Source organism: Ruania albidiflava DSM 18029, from assembly GCF_000421225.1.
Classification (GTDB): Bacteria; Actinomycetota; Actinomycetes; order Actinomycetales; family Beutenbergiaceae; genus Ruania; species Ruania albidiflava.
The window spans coordinates 101,671-124,551 of record NZ_ATWL01000009.1; the positions used below are offsets into that span (position 1 = coordinate 101,671).

Here is a 22,881-nt window from a genome sequence, read left to right on the forward strand (position 1 = left end):
CCCGTCCTGGTTACAGATCAGCGCACTGGCCGGACTGAGGCCCGGCCACCCGGTTGGCGGCTCCCAGGTCGGTCGGGCTCGGTGTGTTGCCCGAGCAGGACAGCGGTCCGGTGATCCGGTTGTCCGAGATCACGGTGGTCCCGTTCGTGCCGGTGATCTGCACCGGCCCGGTGATCGTGGAGGACAGCAGCTGGACTGTCGCAGCGCCGGCTGCATGTACCGGTCCGACGACGTTTGCCTCCTCGACGATCAGGCCCGCGCCCTTATCCACTGTGACCGGACCGAACTGGCCGGCGCCGGTGAGGCAGGTGGTGCCTTCGCTCACGTGCAGCGGGCCGGCGTGCCGGCTGTCGATGGTCTGGGTGCACTCCGGTGTCTCCCCGCTGACATGGATTTCGTAGTACTCGGTTTCACTCAGTGCGTAGATGGTGCCGTCCGCGGCGATGTCCATCCGTTTGTAGTCGACGTCGTCGGCCAGGATCTGCGACTCGTGGGTCTGCGGATCGAACGCGAAGATGGCGCCACCGGATATCCCGTAGAGCAGGCCGTCGTTGGGATGCGCCTCGAGCGTGCTGGCTCGGCCCCAGGGGGAGGTGGAGGCTGGCGTCTCCAGCGGGTAGGTGCCGTTCACCTCACCGGTCGTGGTGTCGTACTCGAACACGTCGGCACTGTTGGTCACGCCCCAGATGCTGTCCCCGACAGCGGCTACGTCGGCCACGACGTCGTTACCCGGCACGGGCACGACGGTGTCCAGCACGTGTCCATCCTGCGGATCGACGACCACGAGGTGGGCGTCCAGCGGGCTGTTCTCACTGGACAGGCCGCCTCGGATCGAGGTGCCGGCGTAGACCAGGCCGTCCTCGCCGAAGGTGACCGAGGCGGTGCTCTGGTGCTCGACCAGGTCCCGGTAGGTGTCCCGCCGGTCGGCCATGTCGGTGATGGTCAGGCCACCGCCCTGCATGCCGTAGTCTGCGACGGTGGCGATCGCGACGAGCTCATCGTCGGTGGCCATCGCCACCGGCCGGTCCTGGTCCTCGCTGATGAGCCGGAACTGCTCCGACGGGTTGGTACCCCAGTCCCAGTCGGCGAACGGATCGCCCTCATGGATGACGGCGTTACCGTACGTGCCGATCAGCAGCTGATCGTCGTAGGTGAGCCAGGAGTCCGCCTGGCTGGGGCCGCTGAGCTGCTCGTGCTCGCCGGTGGCCGGGTCATAGCGGCCCAGCACCAGCGGACTGAGGTAGATGCCCATGTAGACGCGGCCGTCCGGGCCGACGTGGATGGAGTGGGACGTCAACGGAGAACCCTCGACCGTCCCCTCGAACACCTGCTGGTCACCGGTTGCCGGGTCGAAGGTCCAGAACGAGCTGTCCCGGTTCAGGCCGAGCAGCCGGTACTCGGTCTCCTCGCCAGTGCCGAGGGTGAGCAGGTTCAGTGCCCGGTGGTCGCCGGTGTCGGCGAGGCCGGTGTCGATCCAGCCGGTGGGTGATGTCGAGCAGTCGGTGGAGTCGAACTCCCAGATCTCGTCGTTGGCCTTGTAGTAGAACCGGCCGTCCTGGGTGGGCTCGGTGTAGGGGTTGTTCAAGCTCACGAATGAGTCGATCGCGCCGTCGCAGGCCCACTCGTCGTTGGCGGTGTCCCAGAACAGGGTGTTTGTCCCACCGGAGATGCCGGGGGAGAAGCCCATCGCGACCAGGTCTCCGACCTGCTGGAACCGATAGAAGCGACTGATGTCCTGATAGCCCTCCGGCAGCTGCATCTCGGTCGTCTCCCCGCTGTCCAGATCAACGCTCACCGCGTGGCCGTTCTGCATGCCGGTGCCCACGTAGGCGGTGTCGCCGACCACGGAGAAACCTTCGGCGTAGGTGTCCCCGTCGTTCTCGTCGAGCACGGAACCGTAGTCGCGTACCTCGCCAGTGTCCGGGTCGTAGGAGAAGACCTTCGTGTTCGGGTAGGTGGCCCCGTAGAGCATTCCGTCGTCACCGACCTGGAACTCGCGGATCAGCCGCCCGCCGACCGGATTCTCCAGGACCTCTTCGCTCTGGCGGGTCTGCGGGTCCCAGTGGTAGATGATGATTCCCTTGCCATCTCGCATCCCGAAGTAGGCACTGCCGTCGGCCATCGGCTGGACCTGGCTCCCGATGCTCTTCGGCGGGAGGTCCTCCGAGGAGATCAGCTCACCGGTCTCGGCGTTGACCACCGTGAAGGTGGCCGGTTCGCCGGATCCGGAGATGTACAGCACCGGGGTGCCGTCCGGCAGCATGCCGGTCTCGGAGATGCTGGCGTTGGTCTCGGTGGCGATGTGGCCGTGGTCGATCACCTCGACCGACAATCCGAGACCGTCCTCGCTCGTCTCGTCCGCGGCAGCGGTGGTCGCCGCCCCAAGACAGGTGAGAGCGGCGACGGCGGCGGTGGCCACCAGTCGGGTACGTGCTCTTGGTGGTGAGGAAACCACGAGTAGTCCTCCAAGGGTGTAGTCGCGCAGCACGCAGTGCTGATGCCTCCTCGACAGCGCCGGGGAGGTTCTCAGGTCCTCGACCTCGGGGACCATGGTGCAACCGGTTGTAGGAGACCATAGAGGTGCAGGAATGGGTGCGTCAAGGGTGTGCGCATCAGGGGCACGGCGCGTAGTCCCAGCGATCGTCGCAGTCCGGTCCTGGGCGGGGGTTGACCATGTGAGGGAGCGTGGTTACTGTGGCTGCAAGCGATTGCATGAACGGCTACCGCACGCACAACGAGGTCATGGGACGCAGAGGTCCCGGAGGAGTGGGTCATGGAGCACAGCGACTTGAGGATCACGCGGCGTCTCTTTCTCGGCGGGGGCGCCACCGCCGGTGCACTACTTCTGTCCGGGTGCAACTTCGACAGTGGACCTGCCCCTGCCGATGACGGCGACTCCGACGGCACGGGTCCGTCCGGAACCGTCCGTATGACCATGAGCTCCATCGACTCGCTGGACCCGCACTACGTGAACAACGCGATGCTCGTGGTTCCTGCTGGGCTGCTCGAAGGACTGACGTTCTCCAACGAGGAGGGCACCGAGGCGATCCCGGCCGCTGCAGAGTCCTGGGAGGTTTCTGACGATGGTCTGGTCTACACCTTCACCATGCGGGAGGGTGCCACCTGGTCCAACGGAGACCCGGTCACCGGCCCGGACGCCGAATGGAGCTTCAAACGGCTGCTCACCCCGACCGGTGCCGGATCGAACTATGCTGCTGGAGCGTCGAGCTACCTGAACGGACTCAACATCAAGGGTGCCTCGGAGTTCCTCTCCGGCGAGAACGACGACTGGGCGAGCGTGGGCGTATCAGCCCCCGACGACTCCACCGTGGTGATCGAGCTCGCTTCACCCAATGACGACTTCCTGCTGCTGATGTCCCACTACTCGATGGTGCTGGTGCACCCGCCGAGCCTCGAGGGCGGCGGCCAGGAGTGGATGCAGCCGGAGAACTGGGTGGGCAACGGCGCATACCTGCCCGAGCACTGGGAGCCGACCACCTCCCTGCGGATGGTTGCCAACGACGCGTACTGGGACTACGCGAACGTGCACGTGCAGAGCATCGAGCTGGTCATCGGTATGGACAGCTCCGCCCAGTTGGCTTCCTTCGACGCGGGCGAGATCGACATCACCGGTGCCAACGCGACCACCATCGACGAACGCGACGATCTCCAGGACAACGTGGTGCAGGTGGACGGATACACCGTGCGGTACCTGCAGCGGATGTGGGGAGGGCACGAGGCCTCCGAAGATGTGCGGGTGCGCCGCGCGTTGTCCATGGCGATCGACCGGGAGGCGATCGCCGCCGTCAAGTCGACCGATGAGCCGGGCCTGTCGCTCATCCCCGGCAACGTGGTACCGGGCTGGGAGGACTCCCTCGCCCGCGCCTACGATGTCGACGGGGCTCGCGCCCTGATGGCCGAGGCGGGGCTGGAGACGGTGCCGAAGCTGCGCATCCAGTACAACTTCGAGGACCCCTGGCTATCCGTGCTGGCAGACCAGTGGCAGGAGGCGTTCGACACCGAGGTCACCATCGACATCCTGGAGAGCGGTGTACACAGTGACACCCGGTGGAAGCCGTACGAGGACGAGAACGTGATCAGCCTCTACGGTGGCACGTTCTCCGGGCTCCCGACCATGACCAACTGGGTGAACAACATCTTCCCACCGTCGTACGTGATGCAGTTCAGCATGTCCACGTCTGACTGGCAGGAGTTCCAGCAGATCCAGGCGGACGAAGGGCTCAGTGACTCCGAGCGCGCCGTCGCCCTGGACGAGAAGCTGCGCAGCAGCGCCGACCCCGAGGCGGTGGAGTTCGCCGACCGGGCCGCTGAGGCAATGGGAATCCTGGATGATGAGGAACGCCTGGCCGCCTACATCGAGGCGGCCAGCATCCGCGAGGGTCTCAGCTACACCATTCCGCTCACCTGGAGTGGACGGACCATGCTGGTCGCCGACAAGGTCTCCGGATTCCAGCTGCGTCCCTCACCGGAGTACGCGTACTACAAGTACCTCACTGTCGATGAAGCGTAGTCCTACCGACGTGCGGGTCGAGATGGCGAAGAGGGGAGGGCGCCGGTGAAGGTCGCCATGTTCATCGGACGGCGCATCGCACGGATGATCCTGTGCCTGATCGCCGTCTCGCTGCTGACCTGGATCCTGCTGCAGCTCGCACCGGGAGACTTCGCCGGCATCCAGGAGGTGGGTGGGGGTACGGTCGGTCTCGCCCAGCAGGCCTCTGCCGAGCAGCAGTCCGGCCTGGCGGCGCGGTACGGCGCAGACATCCCGGGCTGGCAGCAGTACCTGACGTTCATGGTCGGCGCCGTGACCGGGGACATGGGCCCCAGCTACCGGTACACGCACATGACCGTGGAGCAGATCATCGCCCATGCGTTCCCGATCTCGGCGGGGCTGGCCATCGGTGCCGTGGTGATCGCCGTAGTGGTCGCCGTCCCGCTGGGGATCCTCGCCGCGGTACGGCGCAAGTCGATCTGGGACACCGGCACGATGTTCGTGGCTACCCTCGGCCACGGCTTGCCGAACTACCTTGCTGGCCTGGTCCTCGTGCTGATCTTCTCCTCCGCGCTGAACCTGCTTCCGCCGTTCGGCTGGCGGGGGCCGGAGAACATGATCCTGCCGATGATCGCGCTGGCCGTATCGCCGATCGCGATGCTTGCGCGCTACGTCCGCAACTCGGTGCTGGAGAACCTGCGCGAAGAGTACGTCGTGGCCGCGAAGGCCAAAGGAGGACGATTCAGGACCATCATGGCCCGGCACGTGCTGCGGAACTCGATGATGCCCCTGGTGACCGTGATCGGGCCGATGTTCGCCGGACTCGCCACCGGGACGATCTTCGTGGAGTCCATCTTTGGTATCCCCGGCCTGGGCCGGTACTTCACCGAGGCTGCCGCACAACGGGACATGCCGTTGCTGATGGGGTCGACATTGTTCTTCGCAGCCCTGCTGATGGTGATGAACCTGCTGGTGGACCTGGTCTACGCCCTGCTGGATCCCCGGGTGCGGGCCAGCCTGAACCTCACCGCATCGGAGTCGGACGTCGCGGCCAAGGCCGGCATCACCGCAGGTCCAGTGAGCCGCGCGCAGACACCACAGAGCGAGGCGGCACTATGACGACGGTGGAGACGAACGAGGACGCGGCTCTCCCGAGCAGGCCGCGCTCGGAGTGGTCCCGGCGGTGGGGACGGTTCCTGCGCAACCGGCTCGCGGTGCTTGGACTGGTGATCGTGGTCGTTGCCTGCCTGGCAGCAGTCACCGCACCGTGGATCGCGCCCTACCACTATGCGACGCTCGGTCCCGGGGACGAGTTCCTGAGAACCGGCTCACCCGGCCACCCGATGGGCACCGACATCCTGGGCCGGGACATCCTCTCCCGCCTGTTGTACAGCCTCCGGACCGCGCTGTTCATCGCGATCGTGGCGGAGCTGCTCTCGCTGATCCTCTCGTTCGCGGTCGGACTGCTGGCCGGGTACAAGGGCGGCAAGATCGACCAGTGGCTGATGGCCGGCACCGATGTCATGTTCGCCTTCCCCGGCTACCTGTTCGCCGTGCTGCTGGTCGCGGTGCTCGGGCGCAGCACCTGGGCTGTCATCCTGGCGCTGACAGTGGGCAGCTGGGTGGGGCTGTCCCGCTTGCTTCGGGCACAGATCCTGAAGATGAAGAGCCTGGAGTTCGTCGAGGCAGGTCGCGCGATGGGCGCGACCGGCTGGACGCTGGTGATCCGGTACATGGTCCCCGGCGCGATGGGACCGGTCCTGGTCAGCTCGAGCTTCGGCATCCCGGCGAACATGCTCGCTGAGTCGGGCTTGGCGATTCTCGGGCTCGGGGTCGCTCCGCCCATGCCCAGCGTGGGCACGATGATCAACGACGGCTATCAGTTCGTGCAGTCCTACCCGCACCTGATCGCTTGGCCGGTAGCGGTGTTCGTGCTCATCATGCTGGCCTTCACCTGGGTAGGAGATGGGGTGCGGGATGCCTTCGACGTCGACGAGAGCTGAGTCGGAACTGCGCGGGCACACAGATCCGCAGCCGCTGCTGCAGGTGAATGATCTGAACGTGGGCTTCGCCCTTCCGCACGGCATCACGCAGGTGGTGCACAGTCTGAACCTGGCCGTGCCGCACCAGGGCGCGTTGGCCGTGGTCGGTGAGTCCGGCAGCGGCAAGAGCGTCTCAATGCGATCGCTGCTGGGGCTGCTCCCGGGAACAGCCCAGGTGAGCGGCTCGGCGGTACTGACGACCGGGCGCGGCCAGGGGCGTGACCTGCTGGCGATGAACGAGTCCACGTTGCGGCAGGTGCGCGGGCGTCAGGTCGGGATGGTGTTCCAGAACGCCATGGAGGCGTTCAACCCTTCGGTCCCGCTGGGCCGCCAGCTCACCCAGGCACTGCTGTGGCACGACCTGTGCGACCGGAAGACGGCGCAGCAGAGGGCGATCCAGACGCTCGCGGACGTGGGCATACCGGAGCCAGAGCGGCGGATGAAGATGTATCCGTTCCAGCTCTCCGGCGGGATGCGCCAGCGTGCCATGATCGCGATGGCGACCATCGCCCGGCCGCAGCTGATCATCGCCGACGAGCCCACAACGGCGCTGGACGTGACCGTGCAGAAGCAGATCCTGGACCTGCTCGTCCAGCTGCGCGAGGCGGGCATGGCCATGATCATGATCACCCACGACCTGGGCGTGGCCCGACATGTGTGTGACGAGGCGGTGGTGCTCCGCCACGGCACGCTGATCGAGCGCTCGGGCATCATGGACCTGCTCACCGGAGCCCGGGATCCCTACAGCCGGACGCTGGTCGATGCGGCCCTCGACGTCGGCGTCGAGCCGCCCACCGCTGAGGCGTCTGCAGCCCATGCCGGGGCCGGGGACGGCGGGCCGCTGCTTCGGGTGCAGAACCTCACCAAGGTGTTCGGCAGCAGGGGCGGGCACGTGCTCGCAGTGGACGACGTGTCCTTCACCCTGCGGCAGGGGCGGACTCTCGGTGTGGTGGGTGAGTCCGGCTCGGGCAAATCCACCCTGGCCCGGATGGTGCTGCACCTGATCGAACCGACGTCCGGGACAGTCCACGTCAACGGCAGCTGCCTGGCCGAGGTCGGCACCAGGACGCTCCGGCGGATGCGCAAGGACATGCAGATGGTGTTCCAGTCGCCGTACGGCTCGCTGCTGCCGTCCGCCACGGTCTCGGAGAACATCGGCGAACCACTGCGCATCAACAGGCTCGGCGACAAGAACGAGCGGCGTACGAGAGCGTCCGAGCTGCTCCGGCTCGTGGAGCTGGACGCCGCCTACCTGGACATGTATCCCCGACAGCTCTCCGGCGGCCAGCAGCAGCGCGTGGCAATCGCGCGGGCACTCGCTCTTGAGCCGACCTTGTTGGTGGCCGACGAGCCGACCTCGGCCCTGGACGCGTCCGTGCAGGTGCAGGTGCTGGACCTGTTGCACGGGCTGCAGGAGCGGCTCGGGTTCGCGATGGTGCTGATCACGCACAACCTTGCCGTCGCAGAGCGGCTGGCGCACGAGGTCATGGTGATGCAGCACGGCGCCGTGCGCGAGTACGCGCCTACAGCACAGTTGTTTCGTAGTCCGCAGGACGACTACACCCGCAACTTGCTCGCAGCAGTGCTCCCGGTCCGTACCGGCCTCGACGGGGGACCGGACGAGTGAACCACGCCATGCGGGTCACCCACGTACGTGTGCTGCACACAGAGACGCGGTTCCAGGACGTGCGGCTGGACCGACCGTTCACCATCAGCGGGCGGCCGATCACGCACTTCACCACCGCTGAGGTGCGGGTCGAGGTGGTCACCTGCGCTGGCGCCCGTGTGCAGGGTCGGGGAACGAGCACGCTGTCGGTGCCCTGGGCGTGGCCGAGCGCACCGATCGATGTCGATGAGCGCGACGGTGCACTGCGCAGCCTGGTCCGCCAGCTTGCTGCCGCTGTCACCGAAGCCGGACCCGGTGATCCGATCCAGATCTGGCATCGCCTCTATGCGGACCTGGACCGGCGGTTGGCCGAGCTCGCCGGTGATGTCGGCTGCCCGGAGGTACCCCGGCTCGCAGGTCTTCTGGCACTCGGTGCTGTGGACAATGCGGTGCACGATGCCTGGGGCAGGGCGCAGACCCTGCCCAGCTATGCCATGTACACCAGCGAGTATCTGGGCGAGTGCCTGGGCAGGTTCGATCCGCAGCTCGCCGGCGTCTACCCCGGTGACTACCTGGGCGCAGCCCGCCACGAGCTTCCGGTCCAGCACGTCCTCGGTGTCGGCGACCCCTTGGCACCCCACGGCGCACGCTCCGGGGTGGACTCGCTGTCCGAGTGGATCGCCCGGGAGCGGCTCACCCACCTGAAGATCAAGCTCGCCGGGGACCCGGTTGCCGATGGTCGGCGGGTGGTGTCGGCCTTCCAGGTGACTCGCGAGCACGGGCCCGTGCTCGCCATCTCCATAGACCCGAACGAGAGCTACCACAGCGTCGCGGACGTGCATCGTATGCTGGACACGGTCGCTGAGCTCTCCGAGGCGGCCTACCGGGCGCTGACCTACCTGGAGCAGCCGTTCCCCCGTGGGACGAACCAGGACGGCGAGTCGATGCGCGGGCTGTCTGATCGAGTGCCGACCGTGATGGACGAGGGCTTCACCCGGCTGTCCCAGCTGGACGACCTGCTGGAGCAGGGCTGGTCCGGGGTCGTGATCAAGGCGGCCAAGGGGCAGAGCCCCGCCATTCTCGCCTACGGCATCGCCAGGGCTCGCGGGATGCACGTGGTCGCCCAGGACCTGACTGCCGTGTGCCTCGGGCTGGAACACTCAGCGGCGCTGGTGGCCGCGCTCGAGCTCAGCTGGCCACACCTGGAGTACAACTCCCGGCAGTATGCACCCGGCGCCAACGCCGAGCTGGGCGCGCGGCATCCGGAGCTTGTGGGCGTGCGGGACGGGATGGTCACGCTGCCCGAGGGCGGTACTGGGCTGTACCCCGGTCGAGCCTGTGCCGGCTGAGGGCAGCGCCGCTAGGCAAGCTGCCCCTCTAGCCAGGCCGCGACGGCGGCAGTGACGTGCTCGGGCAGCGGGTGGCCGCCGTCGTGGTAGAGCACTGACAGCCCCGTACGCTCGGGCCACCACGCAGCTGCCCGTTGCACCAGGTTCCGGTTGTGCTCGCCGTCCCCGTCCTGCCCACCGAGCAGCAGGAACGGCCGAGGCGCCACCAGTCCGAGCAGTTCGTCCTGATCTCGGTCGGTGGGCACGTGCGAGCCTAGGTACCAAGGGTCGTCCCAGTTGGAGTGGGCGAACCCCAGACCGGGTTCGTGTGCTGCGGCAGCGTCGACGCGGGGGTCGAGCGCGGCCAGGTGCAGGCTCAGCTTCCCGCCCAGAGAGTGTCCGAACGCACCGAGCCGTCCGGGGCTGACCAGACCCTCCTCGAGCACGGCGGTGACGGCCAGCATCAGGTCCGAGATGCTGCGGCCCAGACCGGTGACGCTCAGCTGTCGGCGGTGCAGTTCGGCTGCGGGTCCATAACGGTCAGCCAGCGTTCGGCCGGACCGGTTCGCCACGGCGACCTGCTCGAACCACCAGGGCACGGCCAGGACACTGAGCCCGCGCTGAGCCAGATGAAGTCCCTGGGCGCGTGACCGCCGTTGTTCCGGCCTGTTCTGGGTGCGCTCGCTCGGTTCGCCGAGAAGTACGGCGGTCTCGTAGAAGGGCACGATCACCATGGCCGAAGATCCCCCGTCGGGGGCGAACAGCCGCGCTGTCAGAGTGCTGCCATAAGAGTGCAGTGCCAGGTCGCGGATGGTGCCGCTCGGGTGCGACGTGCTGGCCGGCCCGGTCTCGCCGAGCGTCCAGCTTCCGGCGGGATCTTCGACGGCGCCCAGCCAGTGGTGCCACCAGGCGCGTGGGCTCTCGCTCATCAGCGGGCTACTTCAGACCGGACATCATCACGCCACGCACGAAGTAGCGCTGCAGGACGATGAACACCAGCAGTGCGGGGACGAAGGTGATGACGGCGGCGGCCATCACGGTCGCCAGCGGCACCTCCTGCTGTTGCAGGCTGTTGATGCCCACGGTGAGCACGTAGTTGGCGGGGGACTGCTGAGCTACCAACGGCCAGAGGAAGTCGTTCCAGTGCCACAGGAACACGAATGTGCCCAGAGTTGCCAAGATCGGCTTGGTCTGAGGAAGCACGATGGACCAGTACACCCGGAACTCCCCAGCGCCGTCGATGCGAGCGGCATCAATGAGCTCATCCGGTACGTCCTGGATGAACTGGCGCATCAGGAACATCGCCTGGGCGTTCGCGATCGTGGGCACGATCATTCCCCACATGGTGTTCAGCCCACCGAGCTGACCGACGATGATGTACTGCGGGATGATCGTGAGGTGGTAGGGGATCATCAGCATCGCCACGAACACCCAGAAGAGCAGCTCTCGTCCGAAGAACCGCTTCTTGGCGAACGCATAGCCCGCCATCGAGGCGAACAGCAGCACCAGGACGACCGAAACCACCGAATATATGGTGGAGTTGGCGATCCACCGGGGGATGTTCTGGCTACCGACGGCTTGTTCGTAGGACGAGAAGGAGATGTCGCTCGGGAAGAGCGCGTCCGGGAACTTGATCGCCTCACCGGGCTGGAGGGAGATGACGATCATCGCGTAGAACGGAAAGATCGTCACCACGGAAGCGATGATCAGCAGGACGTGCATCCGTACGTCGGACCGCCGGCGTGCGCCCTTGCCTCCAGGGGCGGCGGGCCCGTACGAGGGGCGGGCATCGAGACTGGTCTCGGTCAGGGTGGCAACCATCAGGCGTTCCTCCCGATCAGGCGGCGCTGGATGAGCGAGAAGACCAGCGTGATCACCAGCAGCACCACTCCGGTAGCGCTCGCATAGCCGAAGTCGAAGTACCCGAAGCCCTGGTCGTAGATCATGTAGGTCAACGTGTAGCTGGAGCGCACCGGGCCGCCGGAGGTCATCACATAGATCGTGTCGAATGCCTGGAACGACTTGACCGTCTCGAGGACCAGCACGAAGAACAGCGCGGGTTTGAGCAGCGGCAAGGTCACGCTGCGGAACCGGCGCCACGGTGAGGCGCCATCCAGCTGCGCCGCCTCGTAGTACTCCTGTGGGATCGCCAGCATCCCGGCCAGCAGGATCAGCATGTTGTAGCCGAAGTTCATCCAGGCGCTGACCAGTGCAAGGGCCGGTAGCACCAGCACGCTGCTCTGCAGCCAGCTCCCGGTGGGTAGACCGATGGCTGACAGCGCCGTGTTGATCGGCCCATCGGTGCTGAACAGCCAGATGAAGATGATCCCGGACAGTACGGGCGAGGTGACGACCGGCAGGAAGAAGATCGACCGGTAGAAGGACATGCCCCGCAGCACACGGTTGCACAGCTGAGCCATCCCGAGGGAGATGGCCACTGTCAGCGGGATGGCGATCAGAGCGTAGATGCCGGTGACTCGCAGCGCGTTCCAGAACAGCGGATCGGCGAACAGGCGGACATAGTTGTCCAGCCCGAGCAGCTCGAAGGTGCCGGACAGGCTGTAGTCCCCGAAGCTGAGCGCAACGCCGTACAACGCCGGCAGAATCCGGAAGGCGACGAAGAAGATGACGTACGGCAGGATGAAGATGTAGGCGGCGACCGCCCCAGGCGAGCGCCACATCGGCTGCTTCCGGCGTGGTGGAGCCAGTGCGGGCTGGTCCGCGGGCGCGATGGTGCTGACCATGGCGTATCCCCTTTCTGGTGAACGGTCCGGTGGTCGGGGCCAGCACTGCCCGCCCCGACCACCAAGGGGGTCTCTCAGCCGCGCTCGAGCAACGCGTTGACTTCCTGTTCCGCTGCGTCCAGGGCTGCCTGCGGATCGGTGTCTTCGAGGAGCACCGACTGGATGTGCGGCCGGATGACGTCGATGAGCTCCCGCGCTTGCGGGTGCATCACGCCAGTGCGTACCTGGTCGAGGTACTCCATACCGTCGGCCAGCTGCGGGTCGTCGGCAAACAGGCCCTCGATGTCTTCCCGCGGGGGAAGGTACCCGGATGCCTCGATGAAGTCGGCGATGAAGTCGGAATCGGAAAGGTAGTGCACCCAGGCCTGTGCGGCCTCCGGAGAGTCGGTGGTGTTGAAGATCGACCAGGCGCCCACGGAGCCGGAGGCGACCTGCTCCATGTTCTGCATCGGTGGGACGGTCTCGAGGATGTCGGGGTCCACCAACGTGCGGGTCTGCACCAGGTTCGCACCGACCATGTATCCGACATTGCCCTGACCTGCTTCGGACTGCTCAAATTCCTGGGAAACGCTCAGCGGCTCCCTGGGTACCCACTCGTTGTCCACCATCTCCTTGATGAACTCCAGGGCTTCCAGACCCTCTGGGCTGTTGAAGGCTGCAGCAGTCAGGTCCTCGTTGAGGACCTCGCCGCCCGCCTGCCACAGGTAGAGGTAGAACGTGTGGTTCAGCGTGCTGGTCCCGGAGTACTCGGTGGCGAAGTAGCCGGCGTCCACGAAGGCCGGTGCTGCCTCTCTGAACTCGTCCCACGTGGTCGGGCAGTCAACGCCGGCGGCCTCGAGCGCCTCGGTGTTGCAGTACGAAGTCTGCATCTGCATCAGCAGAGGGGCGCCGTACAGAGCGCCGTCCCAGGTCATCGACTCCAGGGAGGAGTCGACGAACGAGTCCCAGTCGTCGCGCAGCTCATCCAACGGGAGCAGCAGGTCTTCGTCGGCGTACTGTGGGATGAAGTCAGGGTTGAAGTAGACCACGTCGGGGGCGTTCTGTCCGGCGATAGCGGTCACCAATGCTTCCTCGCGGTTGGAAAAGGACTGCATCACCACCTCGACGTCGACGTTGGGATACTCCTCGTTGAAGTCGTCGACATACGGCTGCCACCAGTTGACGCTGTCGACCACACCTAGTGGGTAGGTCCAGAAGGTGACGGTTCCGGAGACGTCGTCCGGATTGTCCGGCACGCCCACCTCGGGGTCGTTGCCGCCGCAGGCAGCCAGCAGCAGGGCTGCGCCTCCCGTGACAGCGGCAATCTTGGCTTGTGTGGTGCGTTTCATCAGCCCTCCATCGGGTGCCAGCAAGTGCCGTAGGCACTGTCCGACCTGACCTGGTGCCCTCCACTACTTGCAATCGCTTGCAGACTAGGCAGCCCTATCCCGGGCTGTCAAGCCGGTATGAGCGTCATCGCCCGGCGTCTGCCCGGACGGAAAGACCTGTCTGTTTGGGTGGTGCTGGACCGCGCGTCGATCCCGTGCGGCGATGTCAGGTTTCCCTCGGCAGAGAAGGTCTATCGGATCGTGGCACCGATTGCAGCACGCGGGTACCATGGCCACTACGCGGATGAGGGGGCCGCTCCGCGCAGGTGCCGCATTCAGCGCAGAGGCACGGGTCAGCCCACCGGAATGGGGCATGTTGTCGGTCACCGAGAAAGGCGAATCAATGGAGCGCGCAACTATCTACTCGATAGCCTCGTCGCTGGGCATCTCCGCCTCCACCGTCTCGCGGGCCTTCTCTCGCCCGGACATGGTCAAGAGCAGCGTGCGGGAGGCCGTGCTCGCGAAGGCGGAGGAGGTCGGCTATCAGCCCAACCGGGCTGCCCGCGGCCTGGCCACCGGCCAGACCGGAGTGTTCGGTCTGTTGATCCCGGACATCACCAACCCGTTCTTCCCGCCCTTCGTACGTGCTGTGCAGCACGCTGCAGGCCAGTACGACAGCGAGATCCTGCTGATCGACTCCGGCCGTAGTCAGAACGCGGAGGAAGACCTGGTACGCCGGATCCGGCCACAGGTGGACGGTCTGATCATCGCCTCTCCTCGGTTGCCCAGCGGTCGGTTGAAGAAGTTGCTGACCGGGATACCGAGCGTTGTCGTCAACCGTGCCGTTCGCGGCCTGCCGGCTGTGCTGTGCGACAACTCCACGGCGCTGCGCCAGGCCGCTGACCACCTTTATCAGCTCCGGCACCGCAAGTTCGCGCTGCTCCGCGGCCCGAGCACGGCGTGGGCTGCTGTCCAGCGTGCCCGAGCCGTGCGGGAGTGGGCCGAGGGTCGGACTGACATCGAGTTCACTGAGCTCGGACCGATCGAAGCGCAGTTCGCCGACGGCCGGGCCGCGGCGACCGGAGTGGTCGACTCCGGAGCGACCGCGATCCTCGCATTCGACGACCTGATGGCTGCCGGTGTGATCGCAGGGCTCAGCGATCTTGGCGAGACGGTACCTCGTGATCGCAGCATTGTCGGTTGTGACGACGTGCTCTTGGCCCAGACGATGACACCGAGCCTGACCACTGTCACCGCTCCGTTGACAGATCTGGGTCAGCAGGCGGTGACCACGCTCCGGGCGGTGCTCGCCGGCCAGCCCGTCCGGGACCTGCGGCTCCAAGGAGAGCTGGCGCTGCGCGGCACAGTGGCGCCCCCGCGGCGCAGACGTCGCTGATCCCCGCTCGAGGTCTCGGTGTGATGGTCGTGGTCGCAGACGGGTCGGGACGCCAGTGCATCAGCACCATGACCACCGCGTGCGAGCCGGCTGGGCAGGCAGTCTTCGGTCACTTACGGGATCAACAGCCGCCCGGAGCGGCAGGCCGGATCCCACAGGCCGCAGGCCTGCTGCAGCGTGCGGGCCAGCGCGCGGTGACCGTAGGCGTTCGGGTGACAGCCGTGGCCGAGCCAGTGGTAGGTGCTGTTCGCCGGGGTGGCCTGCCAGACCGCATAGTGGTCGACCAGCGCCGTACCTGTCTCCGCGGCGACCTCGCGGATGGCTGCCACATACTCGGGGAGGTGCGCCACCACGTGGTCCGGGCCGGTCGGTAGCGTGTCGTTCGGGGTCTGGAGGACGACCGTTGCGCCCGTTGCTTCGCGGATCCGGGTGATCAGGTTGCGATAGCTGGCGGTGAAGGGCTCGACACCGGTGGTCCGCCCCCGGGTGTCGTTCAACCCGGTCCCGATCACCACCACATCCGGGCGATAGCGCAGGCACACTTGTGCCAGCTCGGTGTGCAGGTCGTCAACGCGCCAGCCGCTGACTGCGGTCGTGATCACCGCATCCCGCGTGCGTCCGGCCTCCCGTAGCCGCTCATGGAACAGCTCCGAGTACCCGCGTGCGCCCCAGGTGTGCCAGCTCGCGGCGGTGACGCTGTCGCCGATGAAGGACCAGGCCAACGGGTCCTCGACGGACAGCGCCCGGACCAGCTCGTCGAGGGCCTCGACCGCCGGTGCACTCACCGGGGACGGACTGGCTGCCCGGTGCGGGCGGAGGTGTACGCGGCCTCGATGAACGCCACGGCCGCCCGCGCCTGTGTGGAGGTGACAAGTGGGCGGGTGCCGGTGCTGGCTGCTGTGACGAAGTCAGTCAGCTGCCCCAGCTGCTGGTCGGCGGGCTCGAACTCGGGAACGTCCTGACCGTCGTGGGAATGGAAGTGGGTGAGCTTCTCCGAGAGTGTGATCGCAGCACCGCCGTCACCCATCACGGCCACGCGCAGCGGAAGGTTCCCGAACGCCGTCGTGGTGGCTAGGAACGTCAGCAGGGCGCCGCTGGTGAACTTCGCGGTGATCGTGATGGTGTCCTCCACCTCGATGCGTTCGTGCGCGAGCAGTCCGCTGTGCGCGTACACCTCCTCGACGTCTCCGAGCAGCCACAGAGCGAGGTCCACGAGGTGGACGCCCTGGTTCATCAGCGCCCCACCGCCGTCGAGCGCCCAGGTGCCGCGCCACGCGCCGGAGTCGTAGTACTCCTGGGTGCGCCACAGCGCGATCTCGATGTTCGCCGCGGTGACGTTGCCCAGGCGGCCGGAGGAGATGGCGCCGTGCAGGAACTCGTTCTCCGGGGCGAACCGTCGCTGGCTGACCACGGACAGGGTCTTGCCCGAGCGCTGCTCGGCGGCGATGATCCGGTCTGCGGCATCGACGGTGACATCGATCGGCTTCTCCAGGAGCACGTGCTTGCCCGCATCCAGAGCAGCTATCGTCACGTCGGCGTGCAGACCGGACGGGATGGCGATGATCACGCCGTCGACGTCTGGACGTGCGAGCAGGTCCGCGACCGAGGCCTCGACGGGTGCACCGAGGTCGGCGCCCACAGTGGTGGCCGCCTCGGCGTCGGCGTCGGCGATGGCGACCAGGCGGGCGGGGGAGGTGTCAGCCAGGAGTCGCTTGATGTGCGCCTTGCCGACCACCCCCACGCCGATCACGCCGAGATGCATCGGTTCGGTGGTGGATGTGCTGGCGGTCATGACTGGCCCTTGGTCTCGAGTGCGGCGGTGATGGCACTCAGCACCGCGATCGGGCTGAGCAGATCGTCCGGGGAGGTGGGGGAGGAGCCGGCATCGACGGCGGCGACGAACCGGGCCAGCGCGGGGGCGTTGTAGTCCGGTCCCAGAGTGAGCTCGCGAGCAGTGACCGCGTCGGTCCGGGTGGCACTGGCGTGGAACGGTACCCGGTGGCCGTCGCCGGGTACCACGAAGGTCAGCGTGACCTGCACTCCCGCGATCTGTGTGTGCGCCACCGTGGTATCGCCCTCCCGGTGCACGTGCACCTGCACCGAGCCGGGCGCCACCGTGGGGTTGCCGAGGATCTCCAGCGCCGCTTCCACGTGGTGGATGCCGTAGAAGAACAACCCGGAATAGGGGCTCTCCGGATCTGCCGGACCGGTCACGCTGACGTGACGCAGGCTGTTGGTACCGGCCTCGGTCAGCTCGGCGACCTGCGGGACGAACCGCAGCGCCGAGCAGGAGACCAGCGGCGCGCCGGATGCCTGGGCGGCAGCCAGGATAGCCTCGGCGTCCGCCACGCTGGTGGCGAGGGGCTTGTCGACCAGTACCGGCATGCCGGCCCGAAGCAGGGGCTCGGCCTGCTCCCGGTGGCGCGCCCCGTCCCGGGTGGAGATGATCGCGGCATCGACCGTGCCGAGCAGGTCCTCAGGGCCTTCGACGATGCGGAGGTCGCTACCGGCGGCGAGCGTGGCGTTGCGCTCGGAAGCGCCGCCGACCAGCGCCGCGGCGCGGAAACCAGGATGGCGTTCCTCCGCGTTCAGAAACCGGATGAAGTGGTCGGTGTGGGAGTTCTCGGTGCCGATGAAGCCGATGCTGGTCACAGGCGAGCGATCCAATCACGTTCGGGGGCAGGTACCTCCCACCCTGACGTGCAAGCGGTTGCATGTCAAGGTTCTCCCGGTGCGACTCCATGCATCGAGTGATGCCCGTCCTGATGTCGGGTGATAGGCGAGATCGGCGGAGACGAGCGGTTCGCGCTTGCCCAGCCGGAGAGGTTGAGAGTGGAGCCTGGGGGTGCAGGACCTCTCCGCCGTGGCTTCGACGGTCGGCATCGGGGCTCGGGCTGGCATGGGCACAATTGACCGATCGGTGCATCATGGCTAGCGTGGGATGCAATCGGTTGCGCAATGGGCGATAGGCCGCACGAGCCACCGGTGAGGATGCCTCGTACGCGATGATGAGGAGAGTGCATGAGCGCGGAGGTCGGAGTTGCGATCCTGGGGCTGGGAGGCATCGGGCTCAGTCACGCACGGGCGCTGCGCGAGCTGGCGCCAGCGGTCCGGCTCTCCGCCTATAGCGGTGGTACGCCTGCACGGGCGGCTGAAGCAGGCTGGCCGGACGCGGTGCGCGTAGAACCGGAGGCCCTGGTGCACACGGCCGGGGTGGACGTGGTCGCCGTGTGTTCCCCGAGCGCCGTGCACGCGGAGCATGCCGTGGCCGCGCTGACCGCTGGCCGCCATGTGGTGGTGGAGAAGCCGCTGGCGCTGCGCGTTTCGGACGCGGAGCAGATCCTTCGCCTGGCAGTCGAGCGCGACCGCCTCGCGGCGGTGATCTCGCAGCGCCGGCTGGAGCCGGAATATGCGGCCGTCAAGCGGCTCCTGGACGAGGGAGCGCTCGGCAGCGTGCGTCTGGCCAGCACCCACGTGCACTGGTGGCGCGATGACGGGTACTACCAAGCCGCCCAGTGGCGTGGCTCGATGGCGGCTGGTGGTGGGTCCCTGATGAACCAAGGGGTGCACAACGTCGACCTGCTGCGCTGGTTGTGTGGTCCAGTGGTCGAGGTGACTGCCCAGTACGGCACTGTGGCGCACTCGATCGATGCTGAGGACACCACCGTGGCGACCCTGCGGTTCGCCAGTGGGGCACTGGGGATGATCAGCACCTCGACGGCCACGCCACCCGGTTCCCCCGCCACCCTGACCCTGCACCTGGACCGCGGAGTGGTCGAGTTGGGACAAGGGTCGATCGTGCGCTGGGAGATCGACGGCGTACCTGCTCCCAAAGCCGCCAGTCAGATCGCGAGCGGCGCGGCGGATCCGACCGCGATCGGGATCGCCGGGCACGTGGAGCAGTGGCGCGACGTCCTCGAGGCGATCGGCACCGGCCGGCCGGCCGCGATCACCGCTTCCGACGGAGCGGAGACCGTCCGGCTGCTGTGCGCCATCTACCGTGCCGCCGAGCTCGGCCGGGCCGTGCGACCCGAGGAGCTGACATGAAGGTTGCCATCGTGGGTGCAGCCCACCCGCACGTGAACTACGCCCTGGACGAGGTCACCGCGCGGCCGGCAGTCGAACTCGTCGCCGCGTGCGAGGCAGACGAGCAGATGCGCGCTGCCTACCTCTCCGGGCTTGCCGACGTTCCGGTCTACGCCAGTGCGGCCGAGCTCTTCGATCGGCACCAGGTGGATGTGGCCCTGGTGGCGGGGGTGTACTCCCAGCGTGCGGGGGCCGCACTGGTAGCGCTCGAGGCGGGAGCGCACGTGCTGGCGGACAAGCCGTTGTGCACGAGCCTCGCTGACCTGGACCGGATCGCCGAGGCGGCCGATCGTGCCGACCGGCACGTGTCGGTGGTCTTCGAGAAGCGGTTCTATCCGCCGACGACCGCGGCTCGTGAGCTGCTGGACTCCGGCCTGCTGGGCGACCTTGCGCTGGTAGCCAGCACCGGACCGCACAAGCTCAACCAGCCCTCGCGGCCCGCCTGGTTCCTCTCCCGTGAGGGGTACGGCGGGATCGCCGGCGACCTTCCGGTGCACGACATCGACCTCGTCCTCTCGCTCACCGGAGCCAAGAGAGGCGAGGTCAGCGCCGTCACCGGCAATGCGCGACGATCGGATCATCCCGAGTTCGACGACCACGTCGCGGTCCTGCTCCAAGCTGATGGCGTAGTCGCCACGATCGAAGCCAACTGGCTGTCACCGCAGGCGGCGCAGATCCACGGGCACTACCGGATGCGTTTGACCGGCTCCGAGGGCACCGCCGAGCTGGACTGGGCATACAACACTCTCACAGTCGCAACCCACGACCGGGCACCGTGGCAGCAAGAGCTCGGCCCTGCGCATCGGCCCGCGGCCTACTTCTTCGACGCGCTGGCCGACGGCGCCGAGCCATCGATCGGCACGTTGGCGAGCCTGCTGGCCACCCGGGTGGCGTTGCTGGCCCAGCGCAGCGCAGCCCACGGCGGCCGGCCGGAACCGTTCGGCGCATGGGACGGTTGACGGCGGGACACATCAGCGCCCGCGCTGCCCGGTCCTGAGCTACCCGGCACCTGAGCGCTGGGGCATGGTTGGGCGGGCTGGAGCTGTTCGGCGCGCGGTGCTGGGCACGTGGTCTGGGCGCAGTGGCCTGGTCTCGAGATGGGGTCTGCAACCGGATGCTGGACGGGTCGGTAACGACCTGCTACGTTTTTTGCGACCGGTTGCACAGGTCGGCCCCAGGAGGAGCAATGAAGCCCAACATCGGACGAAACCGCGGACGGCGGACCGCCATGGTCGCCGCTGCGCTGGCAGCGGCCCTCTCGCTGCTGGTCGCGCCCACCCAGGCAGCACCGGCACCACCAGCAGCCGCGCAGGACGCTACCCCTGCGCCCGTCGTCGAGGACCTGGGCCCGGCGGTGATGTCGGTGAACGTGCGCTCGGCCGCATTCGGCGAGCTGGCCGACGGTACCCCTGTGGCCTATGCCGTCTCCAACGGGAACCCGGCCACCTTCACCATGGTGGACGTGACCACCGGCGAGAGTCTGTTCGCCGCCGAGCTGGAGGGTGCCACCCTCGGCGGCTGGATGCTCGTCGATGATGACGACGGCATGGTGTACTTCACCGCCCGGCACCCGATGCCCGGCGGCCTGTTCTCCTTCGATCCGGCCACCAGCGAGCTGACCAACATCACCGAGCGGGTCGCGGGCGAGTCGGTCCTGTACAGCGGCAGCTGGGGGCCGGACGGTCGGATCTACTTCGGCACGTATCCGCACGCGAAGGTGGTGGCTTTCGACCCGGCCACCGGCGAGTTCGAGGACTACGGCACCCAGACCGAGGACGCCGCGTACGTCTTCTCCCTGAGCGTCGTTGACGGCGAGATCTGGGCGGGCACCGGCCCGGTGCCGCACCTGTACGCCCTCGACCCGGCCAGCGGGGACCGGCGGGAGATCCAGCCGCCGGAGGACGTGATGGAGAACACGCAGTGGTTCATCGGTATTGAGCAGCGCGCGGAGAAGGTGCTCGTCCGGCTCTCCCCGCGGGGCAACTACGACACCGCTGTCTTCGACCTGGGTACAGGCCGGTGGTCGGAGGAGATCATCCCAGCCGTATTCGGGTCCGCACCAACCAACGTGGACGCCGACGGTCGGACGTACATGTTCTCCGAGGGGGCGGTGATTGGCTACGACGTCACCACTGGTGAGCTCGTGCCCACCGGCTGGGCCGACACCGAGCTGCCGGACCTCCTCGCGGACCAGGTGGGCACCTACGACATGACGGTGATGTCCCTTCCTGGTACCGAGGGCGAGACGCTCGTCGGGCTGAGCACCGACGGTGACCTGTGGACCTACCACCTGAGCAGCGAGGAGACCACCTTCCGCCATGCGGAGATCGAGCCGGCCCCAGCAGAGGCGCATGGCCTAGGGGTGGGTCCGGACGGCAATGCCTATATCGGTGCGTATCTGTCCAGCGGCTCGATGACCCGGGTGGATGCCCAGACCCTGGAGTTGACCCCGCTGCGTGGGCCGAAGCAGGCCGATGCGATCGCCACCCACGGCGACGAGATCATCGTCACCTCCTACCCCGGTGCGGTGGTGCACGCGGGCGACCTTGGCCAGGAGTGGGACTGGGGCACGAATCCGCGCCACGTGCTCACCCTGGACCGTGGCGCCCCCTACTTCCAGGACCGGATCAACGGGGTCGTCTCCATCGGCGACCGGGTGGCACTGGGCACCGTGCCCGACTACGGAGAGCTCGGTGGTGCGCTCACCCTGCTCGACACCGAGACGGGTGAGTTCGAGTTCCACCGGGACGTCGTTCCTGACCAGAGCATCATCTCCCTCGCTTATGCCGACGGGCTGATCTACGGAGGCACCTCCATCAACGGGGGGCTCTCGACCACTCCGACCGCACAGTCCGCCGAGCTGTTCGTCTGGGACGTCGAGTCGCAGGAGGTGCTGTGGTCAGAGTCGCTTACCGATCATGCCGGCTACCTGGCCGGCCTGTCCTGGGGTGCAGGCGGACAGCTGGTCGGTGCCACATCGGACGGCGTGCTGTTCGAGTTCGATCCACAGCAGCGCGAGGTGACGTGGTCGGTCCGGCTCTTCGAGGCCGACGAGGGCAACCACGGGGGCTGGGGCTACTCCACGAAGACCATCTGGGACGAGCGGACCGACTCCTACCTGGTCACCCTGGACGGCACGCTGTACCAGGTGCATCGCAGCTCCGGTGAGTTCGAGGTGGTGGCAGAGGAGATGGACCAGATCGCCCGGGACGGAACCGGTCACATCATCGGCGTGGACCTCACGCACGCCTACCGCATCGACCTCGATGGCCAGGACGTCACCTGTGACCGGACGATCACCAGCGACCGCAACGGGCCGCTGCGGGTCGCCGACGGTATCACCTGTGTGGACGATGCTCTGTTGCGCGGACCGGTGACCGTTGCTGAAGGTGCCGGTCTGGTGCTGACCGATGCGCAGCTGCGTGGGCCACTGCGTGCTGGTGCCCCGACTGTGGTGCACCTGGTCGATTCCGACGTGGCCGGCCCGGTGCGCATCGACGGCGCTACCGAGGACGTCGTGCTGCAGAACAGCACGATCAGCGGCCCGGTGCGGCTGACCAACGGTGCAACCAAGCTAGCGCCGCTGATCGGCGGCAACGCCGTGAACGGGCCGCTGTCCTGCTCAGACAACGACCCGGCTCCTGTGGACTCCGGTCTCGACAACGAGGTCCGCGGTCCCCAGCGCGGGCAGTGTGCTGCGCTCTAGCTGTACCAGCCGGGAGGCGGGTGGCACTCGGCGAGTCTGGTTGATGCAGCGAGAGCCTCCGGGTGGGGGTGTGGTTGCTCGAAGGCCGCACCCCCACCAGGGGCGTCCTTCTGTTCTGCGGCCGTACAGGACACCTGCCAGTACGAGCTGTCAGCG

Annotated in this window: 17 protein-coding genes; 9 read left to right on the plus strand and 8 right to left on the minus strand. The window is 67.3% G+C overall.

The genetic code is table 11. The features are described from left to right. Nucleotides 1–10: 10 nt before the first annotated feature. Nucleotides 11–2,419, minus strand: a complete 2,409-nt coding sequence (locus K338_RS0111855; RefSeq protein WP_022918388.1) for a ligand-binding sensor domain-containing protein — start codon at nucleotides 2,417–2,419, stop codon at nucleotides 11–13. 516 nt (nucleotides 2,420–2,935) lie between these two features. On the opposite strand from K338_RS0111855, the gene K338_RS0111860 reads away from it, so the two are divergent. From K338_RS0111860 to K338_RS0111880, 5 genes are read left to right on the plus strand one after another with little or no spacing between them, the layout of a single operon-like run. Continuing rightward, a complete protein-coding gene (locus tag K338_RS0111860; RefSeq protein WP_169579548.1) occupies nucleotides 2,936–4,531 on the plus strand; it encodes a peptide ABC transporter substrate-binding protein in 1,596 nt (531 codons plus the stop codon). Nucleotides 4,532–4,576: 45 nt separating this feature from the next. After that, nucleotides 4,577–5,629: an ABC transporter permease gene (locus tag K338_RS22290; RefSeq protein ID WP_022918390.1), complete on the plus strand. Its 1,053-nt coding sequence runs from the start codon at nucleotides 4,577–4,579 to the stop codon at nucleotides 5,627–5,629. Then, nucleotides 5,626–6,513 (plus strand): ABC transporter permease, encoded by an 888-nt coding sequence (locus K338_RS0111870; protein WP_022918391.1) that lies wholly within the window; start codon nucleotides 5,626–5,628, stop codon nucleotides 6,511–6,513. The genes K338_RS22290 and K338_RS0111870 overlap by 4 nt, the downstream gene beginning before the upstream one ends. A 43-nt stretch (nucleotides 6,514–6,556) precedes the next feature. Next, the gene (locus K338_RS0111875) at nucleotides 6,557–8,179 is read left to right on the plus strand and encodes a dipeptide ABC transporter ATP-binding protein (protein ID WP_169579549.1); all 1,623 of its coding nucleotides are present in this window, start codon (nucleotides 6,557–6,559) and stop codon (nucleotides 8,177–8,179) included. After that, entirely contained in the window at nucleotides 8,176–9,507 is a 1,332-nt protein-coding gene (locus tag K338_RS0111880) for an enolase C-terminal domain-like protein (protein WP_157612379.1), read from the plus strand. Before K338_RS0111875 ends, K338_RS0111880 begins: the two co-directional genes overlap by 4 nt. Nucleotides 9,508–9,518: 11 nt before the next feature. Here the strand turns inward: K338_RS0111880 and K338_RS24515 are convergent, their stop codons facing one another. The 4 genes from K338_RS24515 to K338_RS0111900 form a co-directional block, all read right to left on the minus strand. Then, a complete protein-coding gene (locus K338_RS24515; RefSeq protein ID WP_022918394.1) occupies nucleotides 9,519–10,415 on the minus strand; it encodes an alpha/beta hydrolase family protein in 897 nt (298 codons plus the stop codon). A 7-nt stretch (nucleotides 10,416–10,422) separates the two neighbouring features. Then, the gene (locus tag K338_RS0111890) at nucleotides 10,423–11,307 is read right to left on the minus strand and encodes a carbohydrate ABC transporter permease (protein WP_022918395.1); all 885 of its coding nucleotides are present in this window, start codon (nucleotides 11,305–11,307) and stop codon (nucleotides 10,423–10,425) included. After that, the gene (locus tag K338_RS22300; protein ID WP_022918396.1) at nucleotides 11,307–12,230 is read right to left on the minus strand and encodes a carbohydrate ABC transporter permease; all 924 of its coding nucleotides are present in this window, start codon (nucleotides 12,228–12,230) and stop codon (nucleotides 11,307–11,309) included. The genes K338_RS0111890 and K338_RS22300 overlap by 1 nt, the downstream gene beginning before the upstream one ends. A 74-nt stretch (nucleotides 12,231–12,304) precedes the next feature. Next, complete coding sequence (locus K338_RS0111900; RefSeq protein ID WP_022918397.1) at nucleotides 12,305–13,558, minus strand: ABC transporter substrate-binding protein; 1,254 nt, start codon at nucleotides 13,556–13,558, stop codon at nucleotides 12,305–12,307. A gap of 382 nt (nucleotides 13,559–13,940) precedes the next feature. Here K338_RS0111900 and K338_RS0111905 point away from each other — a divergent pair, with 382 nt between their 5' ends. After that, the gene (locus K338_RS0111905; protein ID WP_027286762.1) at nucleotides 13,941–14,933 is read left to right on the plus strand and encodes a LacI family DNA-binding transcriptional regulator; all 993 of its coding nucleotides are present in this window, start codon (nucleotides 13,941–13,943) and stop codon (nucleotides 14,931–14,933) included. Nucleotides 14,934–15,046: 113 nt separating this feature from the next. On the opposite strand, the gene K338_RS0111910 is transcribed toward K338_RS0111905, so the two are convergent. Genes K338_RS0111910 through K338_RS0111920 form a run of 3 tightly spaced genes read right to left on the minus strand, consistent with a single transcriptional unit; the run spans nucleotide 15,047 to nucleotide 17,585 of the window. Next, nucleotides 15,047–15,718 carry an SGNH/GDSL hydrolase family protein gene (locus K338_RS0111910; protein WP_022918399.1) on the minus strand — a complete coding sequence of 224 codons (672 nt, stop codon included), beginning with the start codon at nucleotides 15,716–15,718 and terminating at the stop codon, nucleotides 15,047–15,049. Next, nucleotides 15,715–16,725 (minus strand): Gfo/Idh/MocA family protein, encoded by a 1,011-nt coding sequence (locus K338_RS0111915; RefSeq protein ID WP_022918400.1) that lies wholly within the window; start codon nucleotides 16,723–16,725, stop codon nucleotides 15,715–15,717. The genes K338_RS0111910 and K338_RS0111915 overlap by 4 nt, the downstream gene beginning before the upstream one ends. Beyond that, nucleotides 16,722–17,585 (minus strand): Gfo/Idh/MocA family protein, encoded by an 864-nt coding sequence (locus tag K338_RS0111920; RefSeq protein WP_022918401.1) that lies wholly within the window; start codon nucleotides 17,583–17,585, stop codon nucleotides 16,722–16,724. The genes K338_RS0111915 and K338_RS0111920 overlap by 4 nt, the downstream gene beginning before the upstream one ends. Before the next feature lie 369 nt (nucleotides 17,586–17,954). On the opposite strand from K338_RS0111920, the gene K338_RS0111925 reads away from it, so the two are divergent. From K338_RS0111925 to K338_RS0111935, 3 genes are all read left to right on the plus strand, one after another. After that, nucleotides 17,955–18,980 (plus strand): Gfo/Idh/MocA family protein, encoded by a 1,026-nt coding sequence (locus K338_RS0111925; protein WP_022918402.1) that lies wholly within the window; start codon nucleotides 17,955–17,957, stop codon nucleotides 18,978–18,980. Beyond that, nucleotides 18,977–19,978: a Gfo/Idh/MocA family protein gene (locus tag K338_RS22305; protein ID WP_040653735.1), complete on the plus strand. Its 1,002-nt coding sequence runs from the start codon at nucleotides 18,977–18,979 to the stop codon at nucleotides 19,976–19,978. Before K338_RS0111925 ends, K338_RS22305 begins: the two co-directional genes overlap by 4 nt. Nucleotides 19,979–20,205: 227 nt before the next feature. Further along, nucleotides 20,206–22,725: an NHL repeat-containing protein gene (locus K338_RS0111935; RefSeq protein ID WP_022918404.1), complete on the plus strand. Its 2,520-nt coding sequence runs from the start codon at nucleotides 20,206–20,208 to the stop codon at nucleotides 22,723–22,725. Nucleotides 22,726–22,881 lie beyond the last annotated feature (156 nt).